The sequence below is a fragment of the Oleidesulfovibrio vietnamensis genome (genome assembly GCF_055388115.1).
The window spans coordinates 967,816-993,929 of record NZ_AP042419.1 but is presented as its reverse complement, the minus strand read 5'-3'; the positions used below and the strand labels follow the sequence as shown (position 1 = coordinate 993,929).

General features: G+C 59.7%; 20 protein-coding genes. 15 read left to right on the top strand and 5 right to left on the bottom strand.

Features of this window, described 5'->3' with window-relative positions:
- The first annotated feature begins 83 nt into the window (after positions 1–83).
- The 10 genes from ACZ5D1_RS04210 to mnmA all read left to right on the top strand — a co-directional run bounded on the left by ACZ5D1_RS04210 (position 84) and on the right by mnmA (position 12,826).
- A complete protein-coding gene (locus ACZ5D1_RS04210) occupies positions 84–2,261 on the top strand; it encodes an AsmA family protein (protein WP_464556009.1) in 2,178 nt (725 codons plus the stop codon).
- A 54-nt stretch (positions 2,262–2,315) separates the two neighbouring features.
- On the top strand, positions 2,316–2,807 hold the full coding sequence (locus ACZ5D1_RS04205) for a peroxiredoxin (protein ID WP_464556007.1): 492 nt from the start codon (positions 2,316–2,318) through the stop codon (positions 2,805–2,807).
- A 140-nt stretch (positions 2,808–2,947) separates the two neighbouring features.
- Positions 2,948–4,012: a heat-inducible transcriptional repressor HrcA gene (gene hrcA, locus ACZ5D1_RS04200; RefSeq protein WP_011367064.1), complete on the top strand. Its 1,065-nt coding sequence runs from the start codon at positions 2,948–2,950 to the stop codon at positions 4,010–4,012.
- A gap of 109 nt (positions 4,013–4,121) precedes the next feature.
- A complete protein-coding gene (gene grpE / locus ACZ5D1_RS04195) occupies positions 4,122–4,706 on the top strand; it encodes a nucleotide exchange factor GrpE (protein WP_464556006.1) in 585 nt (194 codons plus the stop codon).
- A gap of 308 nt (positions 4,707–5,014) precedes the next feature.
- Positions 5,015–5,401: a nuclear transport factor 2 family protein gene (locus ACZ5D1_RS04190; RefSeq protein WP_011367062.1), complete on the top strand. Its 387-nt coding sequence runs from the start codon at positions 5,015–5,017 to the stop codon at positions 5,399–5,401.
- Positions 5,402–5,670: 269 nt separating this feature from the next.
- Positions 5,671–7,584, top strand: coding sequence for a molecular chaperone DnaK (dnaK, locus tag ACZ5D1_RS04185; protein ID WP_011367061.1), 1,914 nt, complete (start codon positions 5,671–5,673; stop codon positions 7,582–7,584).
- Positions 7,585–7,671: 87 nt separating this feature from the next.
- Positions 7,672–9,753 (top strand): ABC transporter substrate-binding protein, encoded by a 2,082-nt coding sequence (locus ACZ5D1_RS04180; protein ID WP_011367060.1) that lies wholly within the window; start codon positions 7,672–7,674, stop codon positions 9,751–9,753.
- 72 nt (positions 9,754–9,825) lie between these two features.
- Complete coding sequence (gene gatC / locus ACZ5D1_RS04175; RefSeq protein ID WP_011367059.1) at positions 9,826–10,110, top strand: Asp-tRNA(Asn)/Glu-tRNA(Gln) amidotransferase subunit GatC; 285 nt, start codon at positions 9,826–9,828, stop codon at positions 10,108–10,110.
- A 48-nt stretch (positions 10,111–10,158) separates the two neighbouring features.
- Positions 10,159–11,622 (top strand): Asp-tRNA(Asn)/Glu-tRNA(Gln) amidotransferase subunit GatA, encoded by a 1,464-nt coding sequence (gatA, locus tag ACZ5D1_RS04170; RefSeq protein ID WP_011367058.1) that lies wholly within the window; start codon positions 10,159–10,161, stop codon positions 11,620–11,622.
- A gap of 133 nt (positions 11,623–11,755) precedes the next feature.
- Complete coding sequence (gene mnmA / locus ACZ5D1_RS04165; protein ID WP_027181514.1) at positions 11,756–12,826, top strand: tRNA 2-thiouridine(34) synthase MnmA; 1,071 nt, start codon at positions 11,756–11,758, stop codon at positions 12,824–12,826.
- A gap of 329 nt (positions 12,827–13,155) precedes the next feature.
- Here mnmA and ACZ5D1_RS04160 read toward each other — a convergent pair whose 3' ends face one another.
- The 5 genes from ACZ5D1_RS04160 to uvrC all read right to left on the bottom strand — a co-directional run bounded on the left by ACZ5D1_RS04160 (position 13,156) and on the right by uvrC (position 18,815).
- Entirely contained in the window at positions 13,156–13,551 is a 396-nt protein-coding gene (locus ACZ5D1_RS04160; protein WP_011367056.1) for a response regulator, read from the bottom strand.
- 104 nt (positions 13,552–13,655) lie between these two features.
- Entirely contained in the window at positions 13,656–13,907 is a 252-nt protein-coding gene (locus tag ACZ5D1_RS04155; protein WP_011367055.1) for a phage regulatory CII family protein, read from the bottom strand.
- A gap of 181 nt (positions 13,908–14,088) precedes the next feature.
- Positions 14,089–15,561 carry a sigma-54-dependent transcriptional regulator gene (locus ACZ5D1_RS04150; RefSeq protein ID WP_011367054.1) on the bottom strand — a complete coding sequence of 491 codons (1,473 nt, stop codon included), beginning with the start codon at positions 15,559–15,561 and terminating at the stop codon, positions 14,089–14,091.
- 45 nt (positions 15,562–15,606) lie between these two features.
- Positions 15,607–16,668: an ATP-binding protein gene (locus ACZ5D1_RS04145; protein WP_464556003.1), complete on the bottom strand. Its 1,062-nt coding sequence runs from the start codon at positions 16,666–16,668 to the stop codon at positions 15,607–15,609.
- 44 nt (positions 16,669–16,712) lie between these two features.
- Positions 16,713–18,815, bottom strand: a complete 2,103-nt coding sequence (gene uvrC, locus ACZ5D1_RS04140; protein WP_464556002.1) for an excinuclease ABC subunit UvrC — start codon at positions 18,813–18,815, stop codon at positions 16,713–16,715.
- Positions 18,816–19,491: 676 nt separating this feature from the next.
- Between uvrC and ACZ5D1_RS04135 the strand changes: the two genes are divergently transcribed.
- The 5 genes from ACZ5D1_RS04135 (at position 19,492) to ACZ5D1_RS04115 (ending at position 25,851) form a co-directional block, all read left to right on the top strand.
- Positions 19,492–20,850, top strand: coding sequence for an outer membrane homotrimeric porin (locus tag ACZ5D1_RS04135; RefSeq protein WP_464556001.1), 1,359 nt, complete (start codon positions 19,492–19,494; stop codon positions 20,848–20,850).
- A gap of 310 nt (positions 20,851–21,160) precedes the next feature.
- Positions 21,161–22,522, top strand: a complete 1,362-nt coding sequence (locus tag ACZ5D1_RS04130; protein WP_464555999.1) for an outer membrane homotrimeric porin — start codon at positions 21,161–21,163, stop codon at positions 22,520–22,522.
- Positions 22,523–22,835: 313 nt separating this feature from the next.
- Positions 22,836–24,140 (top strand): histidinol dehydrogenase, encoded by a 1,305-nt coding sequence (hisD, locus tag ACZ5D1_RS04125; protein ID WP_464555998.1) that lies wholly within the window; start codon positions 22,836–22,838, stop codon positions 24,138–24,140.
- A gap of 19 nt (positions 24,141–24,159) precedes the next feature.
- Positions 24,160–25,056, top strand: coding sequence for a phosphoribosylaminoimidazolesuccinocarboxamide synthase (locus ACZ5D1_RS04120; protein WP_455697049.1), 897 nt, complete (start codon positions 24,160–24,162; stop codon positions 25,054–25,056).
- Positions 25,057–25,086: 30 nt separating this feature from the next.
- On the top strand, positions 25,087–25,851 hold the full coding sequence (locus tag ACZ5D1_RS04115; protein WP_011367047.1) for an enoyl-ACP reductase FabI: 765 nt from the start codon (positions 25,087–25,089) through the stop codon (positions 25,849–25,851).
- Positions 25,852–26,114 lie beyond the last annotated feature (263 nt).

The window sequence follows — 26,114 nt, the reverse complement described above, 5'->3', positions numbered from 1 at the left end:
GCCGCCCTGCTTTCCATCACGTATACTGCGGCCGTTTCTTCTGTTTATGATAATATTTCAAGCTGCATATACGAGGCCGCGTCATGAAAAGCCCCCTGCGCACGGTGTCTGTCATCATACTGGTTCTATTTGCCCTGCTGGCGGGTGCCGCCGGTATATTTGTGGCCACATTCGACCCCAATGATTACAAAAGCCTCATCACACGCGAAGTGCAGAAAGCCACGGGCCGCACTCTGGTGCTCACCGGCACGCTGGAACTGTCGCTCTTTCCGTGGATAGGCATCAGCACCGGCCCGCTGCTGCTGGGCAACCCCGCCGGCTTCGGCGAAGACGCCTTTCTCAGGGCCGAAGACCTGCAGTTGCATGCCCGGCTGCGCCCTCTGCTGCACGAAGAACTGCACATAGACAGAGTGGTGCTGTCGGGTGTTTCGGTCCACCTCATGCGCAATGTCAAGGGTGCGCCTAACTGGCTGTTTTCACCGGCCGGCAATGCTCTGCCCCCCGCCGGAACAGACACCGCACCATCCGGCGCGTCTCAGGCCGCTGCGGGAGCCGGTCTGGCCGCGTTCAGCGTGCAGTCGGTACAGGTGCGCGATGCCTCGGTACAATACACTGACATGCAGACCGGTCTTGCGGCGGCCGCCACCGGCATATCACTTACCACCACTGCCATCGCCCCCGGCAGGACATCGGACATCAGCCTTGAAGGAAACTGGCTGCTGACCAGCCCTGACATGCAGGGCACGGCCTCGCTGACCACCCGTCTGGAGCTGGGCGAAACGCTGGAAACCGTAACCGCAGCCGGCACCAGCCTGCGCATCACGGCTTCGGGGCCGTCGGTCCCTTCCGGCAGGGCCACTCTGGAAGCCGCGGGCGATCTGCGCTTCAACATGCCGGACATGACTGTCACGGCAAACGGTCTGCGCATCAGCACCATGGACTCGACGCTCACAGGCACGATTTCGGCCGACCTGATGCGCAATGCGGTGCAGGTATCGATCCATGCGGAATCGCCCCTGCGCCGCACGCTGGAACAGCTGGGCATGCCGCTGCAACTGCCGGATGATACAGCCCTTGCACTGCAGGCAGATATCAATCTGACCGCAGCAGCCGACAGGCTGACCGTGCACAGGCTGACGGGGCGTCTCGACAAGACCGCCTTTTCCGGCAATGCCACGCTGGTGCCGGGAGTGTCCCCTGATATCCGGTTTGCGCTGGCCGCAGACAAGGTGAATCTGGACATGTACCTGCCGCAGGAACAGAGCATGAAAAACGCCGAGCCGCAGCAGACCGGCAAGTCGGCGTCCGGCAAGCCCGCGTCCGGCAAAGCTGACCGGCGGCAGAGCACCATGCCCGGCACTGCACCCGCTGCACAGTCTGTTGCGCCGCAAGCCGGCGGAACAGACACCACCGGCGCTGACGCCGCATCTCGCGAACGGCTGCGCAGGCTCCGGCTGGACGGCAACGTGAGCATAGGCACACTGCAGGCCCGCGGGCTGGAAGTGACCGGCCTGACTGCCCGTGCCCTCGCCGCTGACGGCGTACTGCGCATCGACCCGCTGGACATGGCAGCTTACGGCGGACGCGTGACCCTGAGCGCCGGTGCAGACACCACCGCCGCCCTGCCGGTTGTGCGCGGCGCACTGCACGTTTCCGGTCTGCAGGTGGAACAACCCGTGACCGTGCTGGCGGGCAGAAAGCTGCTTTCAGGCATACTGCAGACCAGAATGAACGTTCAGGGAAAAGGCCTGCAGTGGGCTGCCCTTGCGCCGTCGCTGTCCGGCAACGGATCGGTGTCACTCACCGAAGGGGTTGTACACGGCGTACAGATAGTTCCCGCGGAAGCCTCGTCCCACCTGCGGCAGGAAAGTCAGGTCAAACGTCTGGACAAGGCCGCCAGACAGCAGCGTTTCGACAGCCTGACCGGCACATTTGACATTGTTTCCGGCAGGGTGACAAACAATGACATGAAACTCACCTCCTACGACCTGAGCGGCACGGGGGCGGGCTGGGCCGATCTGCCGTCGGGCACCGTGAACTATCAGGCCCGACTGCATGTAACAGGGCTGCCCGTTATTCCCGTCAGCATCACAGGGCCGCTTGCAGCGCCGTCATACGGGCTGGATGTGGCCGGATTTACAGGAAACATTTTAAAAGGTGTCGGCAACCTGCTGAAAAAACCGGCCGATACCGGAATTGAAACGCTGGAAGATGTGGGCGGTCTGCTACGGCAGATGTTCGGCAGACCCGCTTCAAGGTAGCAGACACCGCCGCGCAGTCTTTTACATCGCGGCGGACAAACAAGGAGAACACCCATGTCCGTCACACCGGCCGGCATGCCGGCAGAAGGTTCGCCCGCCCCCGATTTCGCACTGGCAGACAAGGACGGAACCACGCATACCCTGCAGTCTTTCAACGGCAGGTGGCTTGTGCTGTATTTTTACCCGCGGGCAAACACCCCCGGCTGCACGCCCGAAGGCAAAGACTTCACTGATCTGCTGCCGCGGTTTGAGGCGCTGGGCTGCACCGTGGTTGGTGTCAGCCCTGATTCGTTGAAATCGCTGTGTAATTTTGCGCAGAAACAGGAACTTGCCGTTACGCTGCTGTCCGACAAGGAAAAAGATGCGGCCTCTGCATACGGTGTTTACCGCATGAAAAAGAGCTACGGCAAAGAATCGCCGGGCATTGTGCGGTCCACATTTCTCATCGACCCGGCAGGCATACTGCGCCGCGTATGGTCGCCCGTAACCGTGGACGGTCATGCCGCCGCAGTACTGGACGCACTGGAACTCCTTGCGGATTCATAGGTTGCGGTTATCCGCCTTGACAGGTGGCTCCCCCGTTGTTACCGCTTCAGGCAGTCATAAGACAACCTTCCGGGCTGTCTGCATGATGCGGACGGCGCTGCCGGCCTGTCATCCATGGCCCTGCTCCACGGGAGAAACGCATGAATCTGGCACACAGAGAGGCCGAAATTCTGGCCACCATCATAGAGCGCTACATCGCCACGGCCGCCCCAGTGGGGTCTGTTTCCGTGGCCAGACGCTCCGGCCTGCGGCTTTCCGCCGCCAGCATGCGCAATACCATGGCCGAACTGACTGACAAGGGGTATCTTTCGCAGCCGCATGCCTCGGCGGGACGCATTCCCACAGCGCGCGGGTTCCGGCTGTATCTTGACGCACTGCTCAAAACGCGGCCCCTTTCCCGCGACGAGCGTTCAGCCATTCTCAACGAACTGACAACCCACGGACTGGAAATATCCGACATGCTGCGCGAGGCTTCGCGCATGCTTTCGGCACACTCACGTCAGGTGGCCGTTGTGCTGGCCCCCAGCAGAGACGAAGTGCGCTGGCATACCATTGATTTTGTTAAAATCAGTGACACGCTGGTGCTCACCGTACTGGTACTGGAAGGCGGGCTGGTGCGCAATCATGTGCTGAGCGTGGAAACACCGGTAACGCAGGACGAACTGGTACGCTACGGCAACTACCTGAATGAATACTGTAAAGGGCTTACGCTGTCTCAGGCACGGGTGCGTGTGGCGCGCGAACTGCAGGCGGCGGAAGCGCATCTTGAAGCGCTGTATTTCCGCGCTCTCGGACTGGCCCGACTGGCTTTCGAGCATATGGACGACGACCGCGAGGTCTTTGTCAACGGTACGCTGAACATGCTTGATCAGGCGGAATTTACAGACCATACCCGCATACGCGACATGCTGGCGCTGCTTGAAGAACGCAACAGCATTCTGGAACTGCTGGACAAAGCCATACTGAGCGATTCGGTGACGGTCAGCTTCGGACAGGAAGACGAAAACGAAGGCACCGCGCCTCTGGGGTGCAGCGTGGTTTCCGCCCCGTACGGGGGACTGCAGCAGGCCTCTCCCGCAGGGGTTGTCAGCGTGCTGGGCCCGCTGCGCATGAACTACCGGCAGGTACTGCCGGTAGTTGACTGTATCTCAAAGACCCTTACTACATTGTTGCAGGACAGGTTCGGCACCGAACATTCGGACTGAGCCGCAGCCGCCCTGCTGTTCTGAAACGTGCCCGCTCCGGCGGGGGCGTTCTGTACGCGCATCATGACGGCTATGCCGATGTTTTGAATATAAAGGAGATTCTTCAAAAATGGCGAACGACGAAACCCGTGACATACCTGCAGAAAACGAAGAACTGGCTGCCGAAGCCGCCCGCGGTGCGGAGCAGGAGGCGGCACAGGGCGCCGCTGACGCGCTGACCGGCGAAGAAGTGGCAGCCCTGTGCAGGGAACGAGTCTGTCCGGCATGTGACGAACACCAGAAGGCCGAAGACATCCGCCTGCGTGCACTGGCCGAGCTGGAAAACGTGAAAAAACGGCTGGAACGCGAACGTGAAGAACATCTGAAATATGCCGCGGAAAAAGTGCTTTCCGACCTGCTGCCCACTCTTGACCACCTTGACCTTGCCCTGCAGTACGGTTCATCCGACCCCGCCTGCAAAAACATGGCAGTGGGTGTGGAAATGACCCGCAAGCTCTTTCTGGACGCGCTGGCAGGTCACGGCCTGCAGCCCGTGGGCGAAAAAGGCCAGCCCTTTGACCCCGCTCTGCACGAGGCCGTAAGCAAGGAAGAGGCTCCCGGCACGGAATCAGGCACCATCATCGCCGTCATGCAGCGTGGATACCGCCTCAAGGAGCGCCTGCTGCGCCCCGCCAAAGTCACTGTCAGCGCCTGATCCGCGCTGTTCCGTCCGGTCACTTCCCGCAAAGACTCATACAGTTTCAACACCGCGGCCTGCGGTGCGCACTGACGCACCGCAGGCCGCGCTTTATTCCGGCTGCCGGTTTTCAGCTTCCGCGGCACTGGGCCGCGCCATATCCGCTGCGCTGCCGCCATACGTCCCCCGCCCCGCACCACAGCTCTTTCCGCCATACACCGCAGCGGACAGGTTCCGGCAGACTTCCGGCCCGCAGCCTGCGTCGGGCTGGCATAATTCGCACAAACAGCGTATGGCTGATAAAAAGCTCTCATCCGGAGGTCGCCATGAACGCAGCTACCGCACCGCTGGACCGCATACACAGCTTTATCGCCGCGTACACCGCACGGCACGTGGAAGACGTGGTCGCGTGCTATGCCCCTTCTCAGGCCATTGCCGCCATCGGCACCGACAGAGAACAGAACTACGTGGGCCCCGATGCCATGCGCCAAGGGCTGGCCACCGACTTTCTGTCATTCGACAGGGCGGAAATAGACATAGTATGGCACCATGCCGGAACAGAAGGCGACACCGGCTGGGTGGTGGCCGCCTGCCGTGCGCTGTTCGCCCTCGGACAGGAAGAGGTGCATGTGGCCCTGCGCCTGTCCGCAGTACTCAAGTGCTATGACGGCAACTGGCTGCTGCTGCAGACGCACTTTTCCTTTCCTTCTTAGCGGGCAGCCGCGGCATACCGTGCAGGCCCTGCAATACCGGCATGTTAGGGCAGGCCCTGTTTGCGAAACAAAAAGCGGCATTTCCTCAACATGCCGTATACACGGCATATATTCCGCCAAAAACACGTCAACATCCCGCTTTTGTGCAAAAAAAAAGCATCCCGCCCCTTGCCCGTCTGAAAAACAGTCTTAATTTTCCCTCGAAACGAAAAATTCACCGCCGCAGAGCCGGCAGATTCAATATCGATCTCTTGAGGAGGATTAGTATAATGGGCAAGATTATTGGTATCGACCTTGGGACCACCAACTCCTGTGTCTACATCATGGAAGGCAAGGACCCCAAGTGCATCACCAACCCCGAAGGCGGACGCACCACACCTTCCGTGGTGGGCTTTACCGACAAGGAACGCCTTGTGGGTGACATTGCAAAACGTCAGGCCGTGACCAACCCCGAACGCACGGTTTTTGCCATCAAGCGTCTGATGGGCCGCAAGGCCGACGCCCCCGAAGTGGCCCGCTGGAAGGAACATTCCCCCTACCAGATCGTGGCAGGTCCCAACGGCGACGCCTATGTGGAAATCGAAGGCCGCAAGTACAGCCCCGCCGAAGTTTCCGCCATGGTGCTGGCAAAGCTGAAAGCCGACGCGGAAGCCTATCTGGGCGAAACCGTGACCGAAGCCGTCATCACCGTGCCCGCTTACTTCAACGACTCGCAGCGCCAGTCCACCAAGGACGCAGGCCGCATAGCCGGTCTTGATGTCAAACGTATCATCAACGAACCCACGGCTGCTTCGCTGGCATATGGTTTTGACAAAAAAGCCAACGAAAAAATCGCCGTATTCGACCTCGGCGGCGGCACTTTCGACATTTCCATTCTGGAAGTGGGCGACAACGTGGTTGAAGTGCGCGCCACCAACGGCGACACCTTTCTCGGCGGCGAAGACTTCGACCAGCGTGTCATCAACTACCTTGTGGAAGAATTCCGCCGCGAAAACGGCATAGATCTTTCCCGCGACCGCATGGCTCTGCAGCGTCTGAAGGAAGCAGCAGAAAAAGCCAAAAAAGACCTTTCCACCTCCATGGAAACGGAAATCAACCTGCCGTTCATCACTGCCGACCAGACCGGTCCCAAGCACCTGATGATCAAGCTTTCGCGCGCAAAGCTGGAAAAGCTGGTGGAAGATCTGGTGGAACGCACCATCGAACCCTGCCGCAAAGCACTGTCCGATGCCGGTCTTTCCGCTTCTGAAGTGGACGAAGTGGTTCTGGTGGGCGGTATGACCCGTATGCCGCTGGTGCAGAAAAAAGTTGCTGACTTCTTCGGCAAGGAACCCAACCGTTCCATGAACCCCGATGAAGTTGTCTCCATGGGTGCAGCCATTCAGGGCGGCATTCTGGCAGGTGACGTCAAGGACGTGCTGCTGCTCGACGTGACCCCGCTTTCGCTGGGTATCGAAACTCTGGGCGGAGTGTTCACGCGCCTTATCGAGCGCAACACCACCATTCCGACCAAGAAGAGCCAGACATTCACCACCGCCGCGGACAACCAGCCTTCGGTGTCCATCCATGTGATGCAGGGTGAACGTCCCATGGCGTCCGACAACATGACTCTGGGCCGCTTTGAACTGACCGGCATTCCCGCCGCACCGCGCGGTATGCCTCAGATTGAAGTCAGCTTCGACATTGACGCCAACGGTATTGTAAACGTTTCCGCTAAAGACCTCGGCACCGGCAAAGAGCAGTCCATCCGTATCACTGCTTCTTCCGGTCTTTCCGAAGACGAAATCCAGAATCTGGTCAAAGAAGCGGAAGCGCATGCCGATGAAGACAAAAAGAAGAAAGAACTCATCGAAGCCCGCAATCAGGCCGACTCGCTTATCTACACCACCGAAAAGTCGCTGAGCGACCTTGGTGACAAGCTGGAAGCCGACCTGAAAAAGGAAATCGAAGACAAAACCGCAGCGCTGAAGACCGCCATGGAAGGCAGCGATGTGGACGCCATTAAAAAGGCTACCGACGAGCTTTCGCAGGCATCGCACAAGCTGGCTGAAAAGCTGTATGCACAGCAGCAGGCCGGTGCTCAGGGTGCCGCAGGCGCAGAAGCCGGAGCCGGTGACGCCGGAGCAAAGGCATCTCAGGACGAAGATGTGGTGGATGCCGACTACACCGAAGTAAAGAACTAGCGCGGGGTGACGCGCTCCGGCCTTGCATTCCGGCCGGAACATGATTAGCTTGGCCTGATCCGCATTTCCGCGGGTCAGGCCTTTTTCATGACCGATATCATCCAGGCCTCTTTTTATTCTGAAAGCCGGACTCCGCTGCCGGCAGAAACCTTACGGACAGCTACTCCGATGCGCCATACCCCATTCTTCCGCCGGTCCGCCTTTGTCGCCGCCATGCTGATGGCGGCCATGATCGCCTTTTCATCCGGCTGTGTTTCAAAAAAGGTTCTTACCCCGCCCGAACAGACAACAGTTCCGGTGGCTGATGATCTGCTTTCCGACGCTGCACAGGCTTACAGCGGCGGCGACTACGCACGCAGCGAGCGCCTGACCAAAAGTCTGCTGGACAGCGACACCCTGACACTTAAAGAACGCCTGCGCGTGCTTGAACTCTTTGCGCTGAGCGCAGCTGCCAACAATCATGCCCATCTGGCGCTGGATGCGCTGGAACAATGGCGTGCCGCGGCACGGCTGCAGGGAGAAGACGCCCGGACCATGCAGCCCTGGCGGCAGGCATGGCGCGCGGCCGTGCACCACATGAAAGACAGCGCACAGGCTCAGGAAACCGCGGCAGCCGTTGCCGGAGACGCTGCCGCTCCGTGGACGCTGCGCATCGACGCCGCCCTGACTCTGGCCCGGCTGCTCATCCGCGATGAAGCCGCACAGGACGCCGCAGTGCAGCTGGAAGGTATCTGGCTGCAAGCGCCCGACAATGCAGTGCGCGCGGAACTGGAAAAGCGTCTTTTCGCCGACCTCGGCCGCGCCGATGCGGCTGCGCTGAAGCAGCTTTCCGACACACTGACGGCAGACAACACCCCGCGCTTCCCCTATGCGGTCATAGCACTGGAGCAGGCCCGCAGACTGGCAGCCGACACGGCCACATGGCCGCAGGCCTGGCAGTCGCTGGCTTATCTGCGCGCACATGCAAAGCTTGCTTCCGAAGGACTGGCAGACAGCATACTGGCGCCGCTGGAACAGCAATACGGCAGGCCGGAACAGGGCATAGCCCTGTGTCTGCCGCTGACAGGTCCTTACAGCGGCATCGGCTGGAAGGTGGCCCGCGGTGCCGGCACCGCACAATGGCAGATGGCACAGGACGGCATGAACCTGAGCCTGCGCATCATCAATACCGACGCCACCGGCTGGGAAAAGGAACTGAAGCAGCTGCCCGCAGGATACACACTGGTCGGCGGCCCGCTGCGGTCCGATATATTCCAGACAGCGCAGCGGCAGGGACTGACCGGCAACCACGTGTTCTTCACATTTCTGGCCTCTCTGGATCAGGGAGTCGAAGGCACACAGGCATGGCGCTTTTTTCCTGCCGCCACAGACCAGACAGACGCGCTGCTGCAGTTCGCCGTAAGCGGACTGGGCATCGACTCCATGGGAGTCATGGTGCCGGAAGAAGCCTTCGGCAGGAGAATGCGTGATCTTTTCTCGCAGCAGGCTGCAACGCAGGGTGTAGGTCTGCATCATGCATCATACAACCCGGCGGATGTCACCTCATGGGGCGAATCTGTCCGCAGATTCCTTGGTGCGGCCGGCGCAAAGGACGCTCTGCCGCCCGACACCCCCTTTCAGGCCGTGTTTCTGCCCGACGGCTGGAAAGCAACCGAAGTGCTGATTCCCTACTTTTTCTTTTATCAGGAAGACCGGCTGGTGCTGCTGGGGTCAAGCCTGTGGGGACGCACTCTGGCGGCCAAAAACAACGTCGATGTGCGCAATCTCGGGCTTGCCGTCTTTCCCGATGCGTGGAACCCCCATCTGGAAAGCCCCGCCGCGCGCCAGCTTGCCGAAGGCATGCAGGAGGCAGGCACAGGTACTCCTGATTTCTGGTCGGGACTCGGGTATGATTTTGTCCGCTTCGGGGCGCGCCTCGGCCTGAAAGATACGGCAGACGCCGCCACGGTCAACGCCCGCATCGCCGAAGCGCAGATGATGGATTTCAGCATGGCCCCCATCCGGTGGGATGCCGGCGGGCACGCTTCGCAGAAACTGTTTCTGTTTCAGCCTTCCGCTGACGGCGCCGTGCCGCTGGACAAAGACGCTTTTGCCAGCAGGCTCAAGCGGGTCCGCGAACGGCACAATCAGCGGCTTGAAATACTGCGCCAGCAAAAAGCCGGCAACTAACGTTATGACAGACACGCACCGGCAAAGACGGGCGGCCCTGCCGTCCGCCCGCACCGGCAGGAGATACGACGCATGAGCATTTCAAAGGAACAGGTGGCGGCCATTGCCGGTCTTGCCCGCCTGCAGCTGGACGAAGACAAGAAAGAACTGTTCGCCGGACAGTTCGCCCAGATTCTGGAATATATGGACACCCTGAACGAAGTGGACACAGACGGGGTAGCCCCGCTGTACAGCCCTGTGCAGCATGCCACGGTATACAGGGAAGACGAGGTGCAGCGGCACTGTTCACGCGAACAGGTGCTGGCCAATGCCCCCGAAGAAGACGGCACCTTCTTCATCGTGCCGCGCATTGTTTAATTCCTTCAGCAGACCGTAATCCAGAATCATACCCAAGGATGACCATTCATGGCCCAGATATACGCACAGACACTTACTGAAACCGCCGCCGCGCTGGCACAGGGCACACTGACAGCCGAAGAGGCCGTCAGAGCATGCATAGACCGCATCGAAGCTACCGAACCGGCAGTGCACGCGCTGCTGGCCACCCGCTGCGAAGAAGCGCTGGCCGAAGCCCGGGCCATGGACGCCGCGGGTTATGACCCCGCCAAACCCCTGTGGGGCGTGCCCGTCACCGTCAAGGATGTACTGAGCACCAGCGGTGTTGCCACCACCTGCGGCTCGCGCATACTGGAAAATTACGTGCCTTTTTTTGATGCCGCCGCCGTGTCGCGCCTTAAAGATGCAGGTGCCGTCATTCTGGCAAAGACCAACATGGATGAATTCGCCATGGGGTCTTCCACCGAAAAGTCGGCATTTAAAACCACCCACAACCCGTGGGACCTGCAAAGAGTACCCGGCGGTTCGTCCGGCGGATCTGCCGCTTCCGTGGCCGCCGGTCAGTGTTTTGCATCGCTGGGTACCGATACCGGAGGCTCCGTGCGCCAGCCTGCCTCCTTCTGCGGATGCGTGGGGCTGAAGCCCACATACGGCCGCGTTTCACGCTACGGGCTGGTGGCCTATGGTTCTTCGCTGGACCAGATAGGTCCTGTCACCCGCAGCGTGGAAGACGCCGCCAGAGTGCTTGCCGTCATTGCCGGACACGATGCCCGCGACACCACATGTTCCGACAGACCGGTGGATGATTATCTGGCCGCTCTCGGCTCCCGCAGCGACCTTGCCGGACTCCGTATAGGCGTACCGGCGGAATACTGGGGTGAAGGACTTTCCGGCGAGGTGGATTCCTGCTGCCGTGAAGCCCTGAAAAAAGCCGAAGAACTGGGTGCCACTCTGGTCGACATATCCCTGCCGAACAGCCGGCACGCCATTGCGGTGTACTACATCGTGGCCATGGCCGAAGCCAGCTCCAATCTGGCCCGCTTCGACGGGGTGCGTTTCGGGCACCGCTCGGACAACGCGGCTTCACTGCCCGAGCTGTACATAAACTCCCGTTCCGAAGGATTCGGCGACGAAGTGCAGCGCCGCATCATGCTGGGCACCTATGTGCTTTCTTCCGGCTACTACGATGCGTACTACCGCAAGGCCGCGCAGGTCCGCAGGCTTATTCTGCAGGATTTTGAAAAAGCCTTTGAGCAGTGCGATGTCATCTGCGGCCCTGCTTCGCCCGTTACAGCATGGAAACACGGAGCCATGTCCGGCGACCCCCTGACCATGTATCTGCTGGATATTTTCACCATATCTCTCAACCTTGCGGGGCTGCCCGGTCTTTCTCTGCCTGTGGGTACGGGAACGGAATCAGGCATGCCTGTGGGGCTGCAGATTCTGGGCAAGGCCTTTGACGAAGCTACATTGCTCTCTGTGGCCCATGTGCTTGAACAACGCATAGGCCGCACCCCCGTGGCACAGATATAACGCCGCATTTGCGGCAGGCGTCCGCACACGGGGCACCCGTTGCGGCCGCAGACAACCGGCAGGTATTCCGCACACGGCACGGCAAGCGTGCCGTGTGCGGCTTTTATCTGCACACTCCGGCACGGAGCACATCATGCATATTGCAGTAGCCGTCAGCGGCGGAACCGACTCGCTTTTCGCCCTGCTTCAGGTGCTGGAGGCCGGTCATCAGGTCACGGCGCTGCACGCGCACTTTCTTTCTCCGCACGATACCCCCGAAACCACCGCGCACAATACCCGGGCCATAGAAAAGGCCTGCCGCGCGCTCGGGGCAGATTTTCATGTTGAAGACCTTTCCGCGGCATTCAGAAAGCACGTCATCGAGCCGTTTATCGATGCTTATAGACAGGGCAGAACTCCCAACCCCTGCGCACGGTGCAACGCCTCCATGAAATTCGGACTGCTGGCCGACACGGCCCGCAAACTGGGGGCACAGGCCATCGCCACAGGTCACTACGCCCGCCTGCAGCCCGATCTGCCGCGCCCCGGCAATACGGTCTCGCTGTGGCGCGGAGACGACCCCGCCAAAGATCAGAGCTATTTTCTGTCGCTTGTGCCGCAACACCGTCTGGCCTGTGCCGTATTTCCGCTGGGCGGCTGGCGCAAGCAGGATGTCAGAGCGCATCTGAAGCAGCGCGGCATAGTTCCACCGCTGCCGTCGGAAAGTCAGGAAATATGCTTCATCCCCGGCGATGATTACCGCGCATACCTGACGGCCCATGCAGCCGGACTGCCCGGAGCAGGGCCCATGGTTCTGCGTGACGGCCATGTGGTGGGACACCATAACGGTCTGTGGCAGTATACCGAAGGGCAGCGGCGCGGCCTTGGCATTGCATGGAGCGAGCCGCTGTATGTGCTGGAAAAAGACGTTTCACGCAATGCGCTGGTGGTGGGCACCAGAAAGCAACTCACTGCCCGCGGCTGCCGGTGTGTCGGGGTGAACACACTGGTGCCGCCCGACCAGTGGCCTGATGCCGTCTATGTAAAGACACGCTACAGGCAGACCATGATTGCCGCGCAGGTAACTCCCGATGCAGACGGGGCAGACACCATGCGGGTGATTTTCGCCGCAAGCCATACTCCTCCGGCTGCGGGGCAGGTGGCCGCAGTCTACGATGCCGCAGGCAGGGTTCTGGCGGGCGGCATCATCGCATCGGTCTTTTAGCCTGCATCCGGCACCGCAGGCCCGCCTGTCTGCCGCCTGTCCGGTACCCCGTCCGGCAGCAACGCAGACACAGCGGCCATACCCGACAATCCGGCATACCTGACGTTCTGCCGCGCCTGACGTTCTGCCGCACCCCGCCATACATTCTTCCGGCAATGCCGGAACAGCCATGCAGCATTGGCGCCGGACAACGGCCGTGCCGCAGCCTGCAACACAAAACGCCCCCTTCCGTGAGGAAGAGGGCGTTTCAGCAGTCCGCCGCATGTCAGCACTGTCAGATATCACCTTGTGTCACCGCGGGCGGCACCCTGCAGGCGCACTCCGACGGGTCAGATCCCGCTGAAGGAAGTTCCTTTTTCAGCAGAGCTGACAGCATTAACCACCCGCAGCACCTGTTCGGCCTGCAGCGGCTTGGCCAGCACCGCATCGGCGCCCATCAGCTGGGCCGCTCTCAGTGCGTCCACCTTGCCCAGAGCCGAAGCTCCTCCGGATATGGCCACCACACGCAGCTGCGGAAATTCCTCACGCAGACGCGCAATGGTTACCAGTCCGTCCTGTTCCGGCATGAATATATCCGTTATCACCAGATCAAGACTGTTGCCCTGCAGACAGCCCAGTACATCACGGCCGTCAAAAGCGGTCACAACTTCGTGACCTTCTTCCTGCAGCAGAGCCTCAAGCATGCTCACGGTTACGGTATCATCGTCAACCACCAGTATTCTCACGGAGTTCCTCCTGATTCAGCAGTGACTATACCGTGTATACCATGATTTGACCAGAGACCGGCACCATAAACGGGCAAGAAAAAAGCGGGCATTGCCCGCTTTTTTTATTTCTCACTTTCCGGTTTTTCCAGAGAGTACCCCAGCTGCTCGGCCATATACCGCAGCGGCTCGATGTTGTTTGTCTGCCGCATTATTTCCAGCAGCGTGTCCGCCCCCAGCTTGGCCCCGCCGTCATACGGATTGATCTCACGCAGCAGTGTGGAGTAGGGCTTGCCCACCTCCTGTGCCAGTGCTTTTGCAGGCTTGGGGCTCCCCAGAACCACTCCATGGACAATTTTGGTCAGATCGGAAATCATGGCGTCCTCCCTAGAGACATGATTCATGTATGATCTGAACTACAAAAGGCGTACCAAAAACGTGGTTCTCTGTAACAGGCGTGCATTATTTACTTAATCAGAAGTGCTGCTATTATTTTCAGCACAATGTGTAAACAAATAGTTTACACATTCTCCTAATAAGAGATTTATCCTTACAATACTATACATCGGAATCCTGTGTCTCTTCTGCCGGACTGTTGCCGGCCGGCCACGAGCGGCTGATGCCGTTACGCTTGAGCAGAGCATACAGCCGCTGCCGCGAAAGCCCCGACAGCCGGCCCGCCTGTGTGATGCTGCCGCCGGATTCGGTCAGCAGGCGCAGCAGATACTGCCGCTCCATCTCGGCCATCACCCGTTCGCGGTATGCTTTCCATGTGGGTAATGCCGCTTCGCCGCCGGCAGAAACCGCCATGGACACAGCGGCGGGCACAACTGCCGCCCCGCCGGTGCCGTTGCGCTGCATTCTGTGCCGCATGGCCACCGCCCGCACATTGCGGGGCAGATGCTCCGGCTGGACAAGTTCGTCACTGCGGGCTGCCACCACAGCCTGTTCCACCACATGCACCAGTTCGCGCACGTTGCCGGGCCACGGATAGTCTTCCAGAAAAGCAGCCGCCTCGCGGGTCAGTTCCTTGTGCCCCAGCTTGTAGCGCAGACACAGTTTTTCCACATGGTATAGCGCCAGCTCGTAAATATCACGTCCCCTGTCGCGCAGGGGCGGCAGGTGCAGCAGCACCGCCTGCAGCCGGAAAAGCAGATCGGCACGGAATTCGCCCCGCTCCGCCAGAGCAGGAAGATCTTTGTTGGTTGCCGCCACCAGCCGGAAGTCGCTGTACAGTTCTTTTTTACCTCCCACCCTGCGGAAGGTTCTTTCCTGAAGTACGCGCAGAAAAGCCTTCTGCTGCGACAGCGGCAGCTCACCTACTTCGTCAAGAAACAACGTGCCGCCATGCGCCTGTGCAAACACGCCGTCGCGCTCTGCCACGGCACCGGTAAACGCCCCTTTTTCGTGCCCGAACAATTCGCTTTCAATCAGATTTTTCGGGATAGACGCACAGTCCACGGCCACAAAGGGTCCGGCTGTCCGGCGGCTGTTGCGGTGCAGGGCGCGGGCAAACAGCTCCTTGCCTGTTCCTGTTTCTCCGGTCACAAGCACGGGAGTGTCGGACGGGGCAAACTCTGCCATAAGATCAATGCACGCCTGCATGCGCGGGCTGCTGCCCACAATACCCTGTCTGTCCGCAGCGGGTCTGATGAAAGCCGCTTTGCGCTTGCGGTAACGCAGCGCCCGCGTAAGTGTAAGCTGCAGCTCGTCCAGCGGCGAAGGCTTGCTCAGGTAATCCCAAGCCCCGCTGCCGATAGCCATTTCGGCACCATGCGGGTCGCCCGCGGCTGTTATAATGATTATTTCCGGCTCTGAGGGACAGGCGCTGAATGCGGGTATAAGCTCCAGCCCGTTACCGTCAGGAAGACGGATATCAAGAAAAATCACATCAAAACCGGCAGATCGGCACAGGGCCTGTCCGTCGGCGGCCGTTCCCGCACTGCGCACTTCATGGCCGCTCAGCTCCAGCGCAGCCGCGACCATTTCGCAAAACAGGTCATCATCATCTATTATCAGCACACGGGCCATGTCCCCTCCTCAAAAAAAAGACCACGTACCGCCGGCGGACCAGCCTCAGCCCTCGCACGCAGCAGGCAGACGGAACGAAACCCGGCATCCGGCCAGCGGCTGTGCAGAAATCTCCAGTCCGCCGCCGTGCGCACGCAGAACTCCCCACGCCAGTGAAAGCCCCCAGCCCTGTCCTCCGGCGGAAGTCTGCCCCGCTGTATTTTCCCAGCCGGAAAAGAACGGCTCCACGGCCTCGCGGCATGTCTGCATATCCATGCCGCATCCGGTATCGGTCACATCCATAAACACATACGCCCTGCCGTCGTACCCCTGCCCTGCACGGCATTCCACGCGCAGGGTTCCGCCGGTGCCGCGCATGGCCATAAGCGCATTGTCCCATACGGCGGCAAAAGCTTTTTCAAGCCAGCGGGCATCAGCCGTAATGGCGGGCAGCGCCTGCAACGTGCCGGTGCACAGCTGCACCGAGTCCGGCAGAGCGGCCCGTCTCGTGTCTGTCCACTGCTGCAGCAGTGCACAGGCGCTATGCCGCGTAAGATTCAGCGGGATGCGTCCCGCCACGGCGCGGGCTTTTTCCAGCACGGCACCGGCTCGTCCGCAGCCTTTAAGCACATTGGCCAGACTGCGGTGCAGCAATTCACTGCTGCCGCCGTGCCCTGCCTGTCCGGCTGCCAGTTCCGCAAAACCCATGACAGAGGCAAGAGCGTTGTTGAAATCGTGCGCCAGCCCGCGGGCTGTTCTGCCCGCACAGTCCATGCACGCCTCTGCGGCATCAGGCAGCAACTGTATGAGATGCCACGCCGCCCTGCCCTCTTTGCAGGCGCACGCAGTGAAAGGCACAATCTCCACACGCAGCAGCCCGTAAAAATCCAGCCACACCTTACCGTTCCAGACCGCTGTCAGGGGCATCTGCGGGGCCGGGATCAGGCGCGCCAAAACAGCTGCTGCGGGGCGTCCCGTCAGCGCAGCATCGGGCATCACACCGGCACCGTGCATCAGCGAGGCAAAACCGGCAGAAACAACCACAAACACCCCGTCACTATCTGTCACGGCATACAGCGGGCCGGCATTGCAGCGCCGCGGCTGCCGGTGATGCAAAAGCTCTGTCATACCTTTCCCCTGTTTCCGGCAGGAACAGACACCCGCCGGCGGACTCAGCCCACAAGCCTTTTAAGCCCCTCGTGGATGACGGCTGCCTTGGCTTTGCCGATACCCGGAAGAGCAGCCAGTCCCTTTTCCCCTGCGTCCACCATTTCCTGCAGGCTGGAAAAATGTTCCCACAGCAGACGGGCCGTTGCCGGACCGATGCCCTGCATGCGCTGCAGCTCGCCGGAAAGCGCAGCCCCGCTCCGCGCGCGGCGGTGACGCCCGATGGCATAGTCATGCACGGTATCACGCACATGCTGCAAAAAAAGCAGTTCCGGCGATCCGGATTTGAAATTCACCGGATTGGAGCGGCCGGGCAGAAAGATTCTGTCGGCCAGATTTCCTGCACGCCGGTCTGCCCTGCCGGTTTCTTCGTTACGGGCTTTGGCTATGGAAGCCACGGCAAACAGACCGCCCGCACCGGCCGATTCCAGTGCGGTCATTACTGCCGCAAGCTGCCCGCGCCCGCCGTCCACCAGCAGCAGGTCGGGCCACGGCGGTCCGGAATGCACCCGCCGCACAGCCCACAACGCCAGCACACCCGTATCGTCCCCTCCGGCTTCATCATCCGAAAACGCATAGGTACGGTACTGGTCCCTGGCCGGAGTGCCGTTTTCAAACACCACAACGCCCACACGGGTGTTGCTTCCGCCGGTATGCGAAACATCCACGGCCTCAATACGCACCGGCGGTGCGCTCATGCCAAGCTTTGCCGCAATGACACCCGCCACGTCGGGACGCTTTTCGGCACGGGCATCTTCCCGGGCATTTTCGGTGGCCATGGTCACCAGCTGGTTGTCCGTGGCATTCCGCGGCGGCAGCACCCGCACAGGCCCGCCGCGCAGTTCGGTCAGCATCTCCGCCACGGCCCGCAGGGCCGAACCGGAAGCGCTCTCTTCCGCACACAGCGGCGGCACCGCCGCCGGCAAGGGCTGTTCAGGGGCGGAGTCACCCCGTACCACGGGAGCATCAGCTGTACCGGCAGGGCCCGCATCGTGTCCCGACGGCATGACGTCACCCGCCGACACCGCGAATACCGGCGCGGCGGGCAGGGGGGCAGCTTCCGGACAATCCGGCAGCAAAGGCGTATCGGGCAGCAGACCGGCATCGGTGCATACCGCGGCAGGCGCCAGCTCCGCCCCTTCACGGTCTTCTGTGCGGATATCCCACGGCACAAGAATACGGGGAGGAATAAAGCTGCCCGGCCCGTAGTACTGGGTCAGAAAACTCAGCAGAACTTCGGGGCCTTCTTCCAGCGTGAGTCCCGACCAGAAAAAATTACGCTTATCCAGCAATACCGACCGCCGGATAAACAGCACGCTCAAGGCCAGACCGCCTCCGGCCTCCGCCAGCCCCACGGCATCCATATCGTGCACGCCCGGCAGCACAGCGGCCTGACGCTCCACTGTCCGTTCCACAGCCTGTAACTGATCACGCAACCGGGCGGCCTCTTCAAATTCCAGCGCATCGCTGGCTGCCTGCATGTCGGCACGCAACATGTCGATCAGTTCCGTGGAACGGCCGGCGAGCAGCATCTCCACCTTGCGGACCATCTGCATATATCCGTCGCGGTCCACATCCAGCACGCAGGGGCCGGGGCACTGGTTCATAAAATGATACAGGCAGGGGCGCACCCGGTTACGAAAAGCCTTATCCGAGCATCTGCGCAGCGGAAACACCTTGTGTATTACCTTCCATGTCTGCCGCGCGGCCTGACCGGAGGTGAACGGCCCGAAATAGGCGGAGCCGTCTTTACGGACTTTGCGCGTAAGCACCAGTCTGGGCCAGTGGTGCTTTCTGGTCAGTTGAAAAAGCACATACTGTTTGTCGTCACGCAGCAGGATGTTGTAACGCGGGCGGTGCTTTTTGATCAGGCTTGCTTCAAGCAGCAGAGCCTCTTTTTCCGTGGTGGTCGACAGCGTTTCCACCGTGGCGGCACTGCGCAGCATGGCACGGGTTTTAGGCGTATGCCGCTGTATATCGCGAAAATACGACGCCACGCGACGGCGCAGGTGTTTAGCCTTGCCCACGTAGACAACTTTCCCCGCGGGGTCTTTATATAGATATACTCCCGGTGTGGTGGGAATACATGAGATGTCGATCTGATCCATGCGGTGGTTATCGCCTTAATACCCGCTGAATGCAACGTCATGGGCAAAGAGCGGCGGACCTTCATCACCCGTGCCGCAGGCGGCGCTGCGCATACCAGGGCTCCGGCCCGCTGGGTGATGGCGTCTGCGCATTGACTACCGGACCGGACACAAAGGCCGGAAAAGCCGTTGCCGCACACGTTTCGGGCGGCGACGCCGCGGAATCACGGACCTGCGGCGCGGGCATGCCCCCTCCTTTTCCATGGCGCACAAAACGCCTGACGCCCCCGTTTTTCCGTCGCGTTTGACAGTGCACCGGGCTTCGCCGGTACAAATTTTTATACTCGCAACCCATTATACAAACATTTGTGTATGTATATTTTTCAGCAGGATAGCCATCGCCCCCCGCATAACGGCAAAAAAATAATATTTACTCAAGCATGAGGGGCGACCATCCCGACACCCCGTGCAACTTCATACAATATATTGTTTTAAATAATTTAAAATGAAAAACAGCAATCGAGCGGCACCAATAAGAGTTCTTGCAACCCTGATGCGCGGTAAAAAATTTTATACTTTTCTGCTCTCAGCCTATTGCACGTGCCGGACGACTGCGCTAAACCTGCATGTATCGATTCAATTAAGGTCATCCGCATCAGGAACGACGTTTTTCGCAAAAGAAGGAAGGAAGAAAGAAATGAAACGTATTGCTACTCTGCTTCTCGCAGCAGCTTTCGTGTTCGGCACCGTTGCCGCCGGCTCTGCTGCCGAGTTCAAAACCACCGGTCAGTTCGACTTCGGTTTCCAGTGGACCGACAACACCGGTTTCCAGGACGCTAAAAAGGCCGGCGCCTCCGAAGACGACTTCGACGTTCGCCAGCGCGTACGCGTTCAGACTGTGATCACCGCATCTGAAAACGTATCCGGTACCCTGTTCTTCGAAATCGGTGAAACCGTTTGGGGCCAGGCTGGCGGCGCTGATGGCGGCCCGGCCAACATCGGTCAGGGCGCAGGCGGCGCACTGAGCACCGACGGCGTGAACATTGAAACCCGTCGTGCTTACATCGACTTCACCGTGCCCAATACCGAACTGAAGGTTCGTATGGGTCTGCAGGGTCTGGCACTGCCTTCCGCTGTTGCCGGCAACCCCATTATTGATGACGACGTGGCAGCCATCGTGGCTTCCTACGCCTTCAACGACATGTTCAGCCTGACCGGCTTCTGGGCACGTCCTGCTGACACCAACGGTGGCGATGCCTACGACACCGTCAACCTCAACCGGAAGAACCTCAACGACGAGTTCGACATGGCCGGCCTGGTGCTGGGCGTGAAGGGCGACGGCTACACCTTCAATCCTTACTTCTCCTACGCCTGGATCGGTAAGGACGTTGATGCCACTGCCGACGACCTGACCGCTTGGTGGGCCGGTGCTGCTTTCGAACTGACCATGTTCGACCCCATCGTGTTCTCCGCTGATGCTATCTACGGCGACACCGACGGTGGCGACGTTGAAGCTAACGACGCTACCGGCTGGTTCCTGACCGGTAAGCTGAGCTACAAGATGGATATGTTCACCCCCGGCGTTATCGCTTGGTACGCCACCGGTGAAGACGACGACGCAACCGACGGTTCCGAGCGTCTGCCCGTTATCTCCCCCGCAGGCTTTGCTCCCACCAGCTTCGGCTTTGACGGCGCTGCCGGCATCCTGCAGGGCGCTATCCTTTCCGCTACCGGTACCGGCACCTGGGGTGTTGCTCTGGTTGCTGAAGACATCCAGTTCATCGAAAACGTTTCCCACGTTGTGCGCGTTGCCTACATCAAGGGCACCAACGACGAAAAGAGCTTCGCTAAGGGCATGATCGAATTCGGCGACCTGACCGAAGAAGACAGCGCTTGGGAAGTTAACTTCGACACCAACTACCAGATTTACGAAAACCTTTCCGCAGCCATCGAACTCGGCTGGGTGAAGCTGGACCTCGACGAAAGCGTCTGGGGTGCCGCCGACGACACCGACGATGCATGGAAGGCCGGCGTAAACCTGACCTACAGCTTCTAAGCTGTTCTGTTCCTGATGCTTTTGACGCCGGAGGCCGCAAGGCCTCCGGCTTTTTTTGCGTTCTGCCGCGTTGTTGGCACAACCGCCGGACGCAGTCTGCCTGCGCCGTGTACCGGCCTGTGCCCGCTTACGCCCCTCCTCCTACGCTCCGGCCTGCCATTTCAAGGCCCCACAGCCACGGTACAATTTTTTTGCTTTTTTTTTATTTTTCCCCTTGCCACGACTTCACAGGGCGAGTACAAATATTTCAACTCATACATACAAGGATGTATGAATATTGTTTTCACACCAAAACAAGGAAGGTTCTCCAATGAAACGCATCACCAGTCTGCTGCTTGCAGCAGCATTCGTGATGGCATCGGTGGTCGGCGCAGCCGCAGCCGATATCAAAACCACCGGTCAGTTCGACTTCGCTTTTCAGTGGACTGACAACACCAACTTTTATGACGCTGACAAGAGCAAAAGCTCCGACGACGACTTCGACGCCCGTCAGCGTGTACGTGTTCAGACGGTAATCACCGCATCTGAAAACGTATCCGGCACCCTGTTCTTCGAAATCGGTGAAACCGTTTGGGGTCAGGAAGGCGACAACAACAACATCGGTCAGGGCGCAGGCGGCGCACTGGGCACCGACGGCGTGAACGTTGAAACCCGTCGTGCCTACATCGACTTCACCGTGCCCAACACTGCTCTTCAGATCCGTATGGGTCTGCAGGGTCTGGCTCTGCCCGCAGCAGTTGCAGGCAACCCCGTGATGGACGATGACGTGGCAGCCATTGTGGCTTCCTACGCCTTCAACGACATGTACAGCCTGACCGGTTTCTGGGCACGTCCCATCGACCAGAACAGCGGAAATTCGTATGCAGACGATGGTAACAATCGCAAGAACGAAATGGATGAATACGACCTTGCCGGTCTTATCTTCAGCGCAAAGGGTGACGGCTTCTCCGTTACTCCTTACTTCGTGTACGGCATGATCGGCAAAGACGCCGGCGTTGAAATCAACGACGAAGAAATCACCGGCGACGACGCCACCGCATGGTGGGGCGGCGCTGCTTTTGAACTGACCATGTTCGACCCCATCGTGTTCTCCGCTGACGCCATCTACGGCGCTGTGGACAGCGACACCGACGCACAGGAAGCAGCCGGCTGGTTCCTGACCGGTAAGCTGGCATACAAGATGGACATGTTCACCCCCACCCTGACCGCATGGTACGGCACCGGTGACGACGACGACCTCGGCGACGGCACCGAACGTCTGCCCGTTATCTCCCCCGCAGGCTTTGCTCCCACCAGCTTCGGCTTTGACGGCGCTGCCGGCATCCTGCGCGACGAACTGATCTCCATCACCGGCGCAGGCACCTGGGGTGTTGTGCTGGCTGCCGAAGACATCAAGTTCATCGAAGACGTTACCCACACCATCCGTGTTGCCTACTACGAAGGTACCAACGATGAGAAGGCCGACATCTACGACACTTCCTTCAACGGCAACCTGAGCGAAGAAGACAGCGCATGGGAAGTTAACGTGGACACCAAGTACCAGATCTACGAAAACCTGACCGCCGCCGTTGAACTGGGCTGGATCAAGCTCGACCTCGACGACAGCGTTTGGATCAACGACGACACCGACGACGCTTGGAAGGCCGGCGTAAACCTGACCTACTCCTTCTAAGAGTCACCGCGCATACGCGACGGCGTGTCACTCGCCATTCCGGCCGGAAAGCTTACGGGCTTTCCGGCCTTTTCACGTTTCCGGCTTGCGGCAAAGGTACAGACAGCAGCCTCACAGGCCATGCCGCCGTCTTGATCAACGGCTGAAGGCTGCGGAAAAAACATAAGGCATATTCTTTACGCCCTGCCGGTATCGCCGGTGTCCGTGCCGCCGGCATACGCCTTCCGCTGTCTCGACTTTTTGTGCCGCCTGCTGTAAGAAACAGGCTCACCGCGCCACATCCGGCGCGGTGAAGAAAACAAGAGGAACCGCCATGCCCTGTCGTACACTTACCTATTCGTCAGAAGCAGACTGGCAAGGCATCCGTGACATGCTCTGCGGTCGGGAAAACCCCGAAAATTCCGTTGAGCCTGTCGTACGTGAAATAATGGATGCCATCCGGTCAGACGGGGACGCGGCCCTTGCGGGGTACACAAGACGGTTCGACTGTCCCGACTTCGATCCTTCCTCCCTGCGCGTCGCGCCCGATGCCATCGAAAAGGCCGCCCGTGAAATCCCCCGGCATGATCTGCAGATCATTACCGAAGCAGCAGACAATATCCGGCATTTTCACTCTGCACAAAAAGAGGAAGCGTGGTTCATCACCCGCCCTGACGGTACCGTGCTGGGGCAGATGACCCGTCCCGTGGACAGTGCCGGTCTGTATGTTCCCGGCGGACAGGGCGGTAACACGCCCCTCATATCCAGCCTGCTTATGAACGCCGTCCCGGCGCAGGTTGCAGGGGTTCCCCGCATTGCGGTCACCACACCGCCGCGCAAAGACGGCACCCTCAACCCTTATATTCTTGCCGCCGCGCATGTTCTGGGGCTGGACGAAATATACTGTGCCGGCTCGGCATGGGCCGTGGCCGCTCTGGCATACGGCACACAGACCATAGCCCCCGTGGATTTCATTGCCGGTCCGGGCAACATATTTGTCACCACCGCCAAACGCATGCTTATCGGCACGGTGGGCATAGACATGATAGCCGGTCCCAGCGAAATACTGATCATCGCAGACTCTCAGGCCGATGCCGCACACGTTGCCGCCGATATGCTTTCGCAGGCGGAGCATGACCCGCTGGCTTCCGCCATACTGGTCACCCCCAGTCCTCAGCTGGCTGCCGCAGTGCACACCGAACTGGAAAAACAGGTTGCCGGTCTTGACCGGGCAGACATAGCACGCGCCTCGCTCCGCGACTGGAGCGCCATAGTGGTGACCCCCGACCTGAACTCGGCGGTAGAGCTTTCCAACAAGGTAGCTCCCGAGCATCTGGAACTGCTGGTACAGGATACGTGGGGACTTCTGGGCAGCATCCGCAATGCCGGTGCCATCTTCATGGGACCGCATTCGCCGGAACCGGTGGGCGACTACTTCGCAGGTCCCAACCACGTACTGCCCACCATGGGCACTGCCCGCTTTTCTTCGGCGTTGTCGGTGCAGTCTTTCTGTAAAAAATCAAGTATCATTGCCGCGTCACAGACTTTTACGCAGACAAACGCGGCTAAAATAGCGCGGCTGGCCCGGCTGGAAGGGCTGGAAGCCCACGCCCGCTCGGTTGAATCGCGTCTTTCATAACCCCGTGCAAGGAAAAACCATGCAGATTGTTACCAAGACTGACATTGCAGAATACAAACTGCTTTCCCGCGGCAAAGTTCGAGACATTTACGAGGTGGACGCAGAGACGCTGCTCATTGTGACCACCGACCGCATGTCCGCTTTTGATGTTATCATGGGTGAACCTATTCCCTACAAAGGGGTCATTCTGAACAGCATCACCCTGTTCTGGATGGAGCGCTTTGCCGATCTGGTGCCCAACCATCTGATAGCTTCCGACGTAAAAGATTTTCCGCAGCCGCTGCACAAGTACGCGGATATGCTGGAAGGCCGCGCCGTGCTGGTGCGCAAGGCCGCTCCGCTGCCGGTCGAATGTATTGTCCGCGGCCATATTACCGGCTCCGGCTGGAAGGATTATCAGAAAACAGGTATGGTCTGCGGCCACAGCCTGCCCGCCGGTCTGGTAGAGTCGGCCAAGCTGGAAACCCCGCTGTTCACGCCGTCCACCAAGGCGGAACTGGGTGAACACGACGAAAACATATCAGTGCAGCGGGCGCGCGAACTGGTGGGCGACGACGTAGCCGCCCAGATAGAACGCCTGTCCATTGAAATATTCTCAAAAGGCCGCGAATACGCCGAAAGCCGCGGCATCATCATTGCCGACACCAAGTTTGAATTCGGCATCATTGACGGCGCCGTCATTCTGATTGACGAGGTTCTGACTCCTGACTCTTCACGTTTCTGGCCGGTACAGGGGTACCAGCCCGGCAAAAGCCAGCCCAGCTTTGACAAACAGTACCTGCGCGACTGGCTTTCGGCACAGGACTGGGATAAAACCCCGCCCGCACCGGCTCTGCCGCAGGATGTCATAACCGAAACCCGCAACAAGTACGCGGAAGCGTACTCCATCCTGACCGGAAAAACTCTGAACCTGTAGCAGACGGCATACAGGCATTCAGGAGAGACTATGCTGCTGAAAGATAAAAAAATTCTTATTCTTGGCGTGGCCAATAACAAAAGCATCGCCTACGGCATTGCACAGGAATTCAAGGCTCAGGGCGCACGGCTGGCCTTCAGCTACCCCGGCGAAGCCATCCAGAAACGTGTGGACCCCATAAGCGAAGAGCTGGGCGGCGAATTCACCTTCCGGCTGGATGTCACCGACGATGCGCAGGTGGCCGCGGCAGTGCGCACAGTGGAAGAACAATGGGGCAGCGTGGACGTGGTGGTTCATTCCATCGCTTTTGCCCAGCGCGAAGACCTGCACGGCAGATTCATCGATACCAGCCGCGAAGGTTTCAAACTGGCCATGGATATTTCCGCCTATTCTCTGGTCTGTGTGTGCAAGGCGTTTGAACCGCTGATGACAGAAGGCGGTTCCGTGCTTACCATGACATACTACGGCTCGCAGAAAGTCATAACCAACTACAACGTAATGGGCGTGGCCAAGGCCGCTCTAGAAGCCTCCGTCAGATATCTGGCTGCAGATATGGGCGAACGGGGCATAAGAGTGAACGCAGTGAGCGCAGGTCCCATCAAAACGCTGGCAGCCAGCGGCATTTCCGGCTTTAAAACCATCCTCAACCACATTGAGGAACACGCACCGCTGCGCCGCAATGTAACCACGCAGGACGTAGGCCGCACAGCCGTGTTTCTGGCATCGGACCTTTCCGGCGCCGTCACCGGCGAAGTGCTGTTTGTGGACGCGGGCTACAACGTGATGGGCATTTAGACGCCGCACGCCCGTCGGGAGGTCTGTATGTGGGCTTGGCTCATCCCCCTGGCAATCGTCGTGCTGTGGCTGTATTTCGCTCCGCGGATACTGCCCATGGACAAGCTGCCCAAAAGCTGCTGAGTGCCGTCATTCCGGAGCCGTGAGCCCCGCAATGACAAGGCGCCGAAAGACACGGAAAAGTGACATGAAAGGGAGTGCTCCGGTACTCCCTTTTATGTGGCACGCCCGTGCTGCCATGTTCCGACTTGTTCCGGCATGTT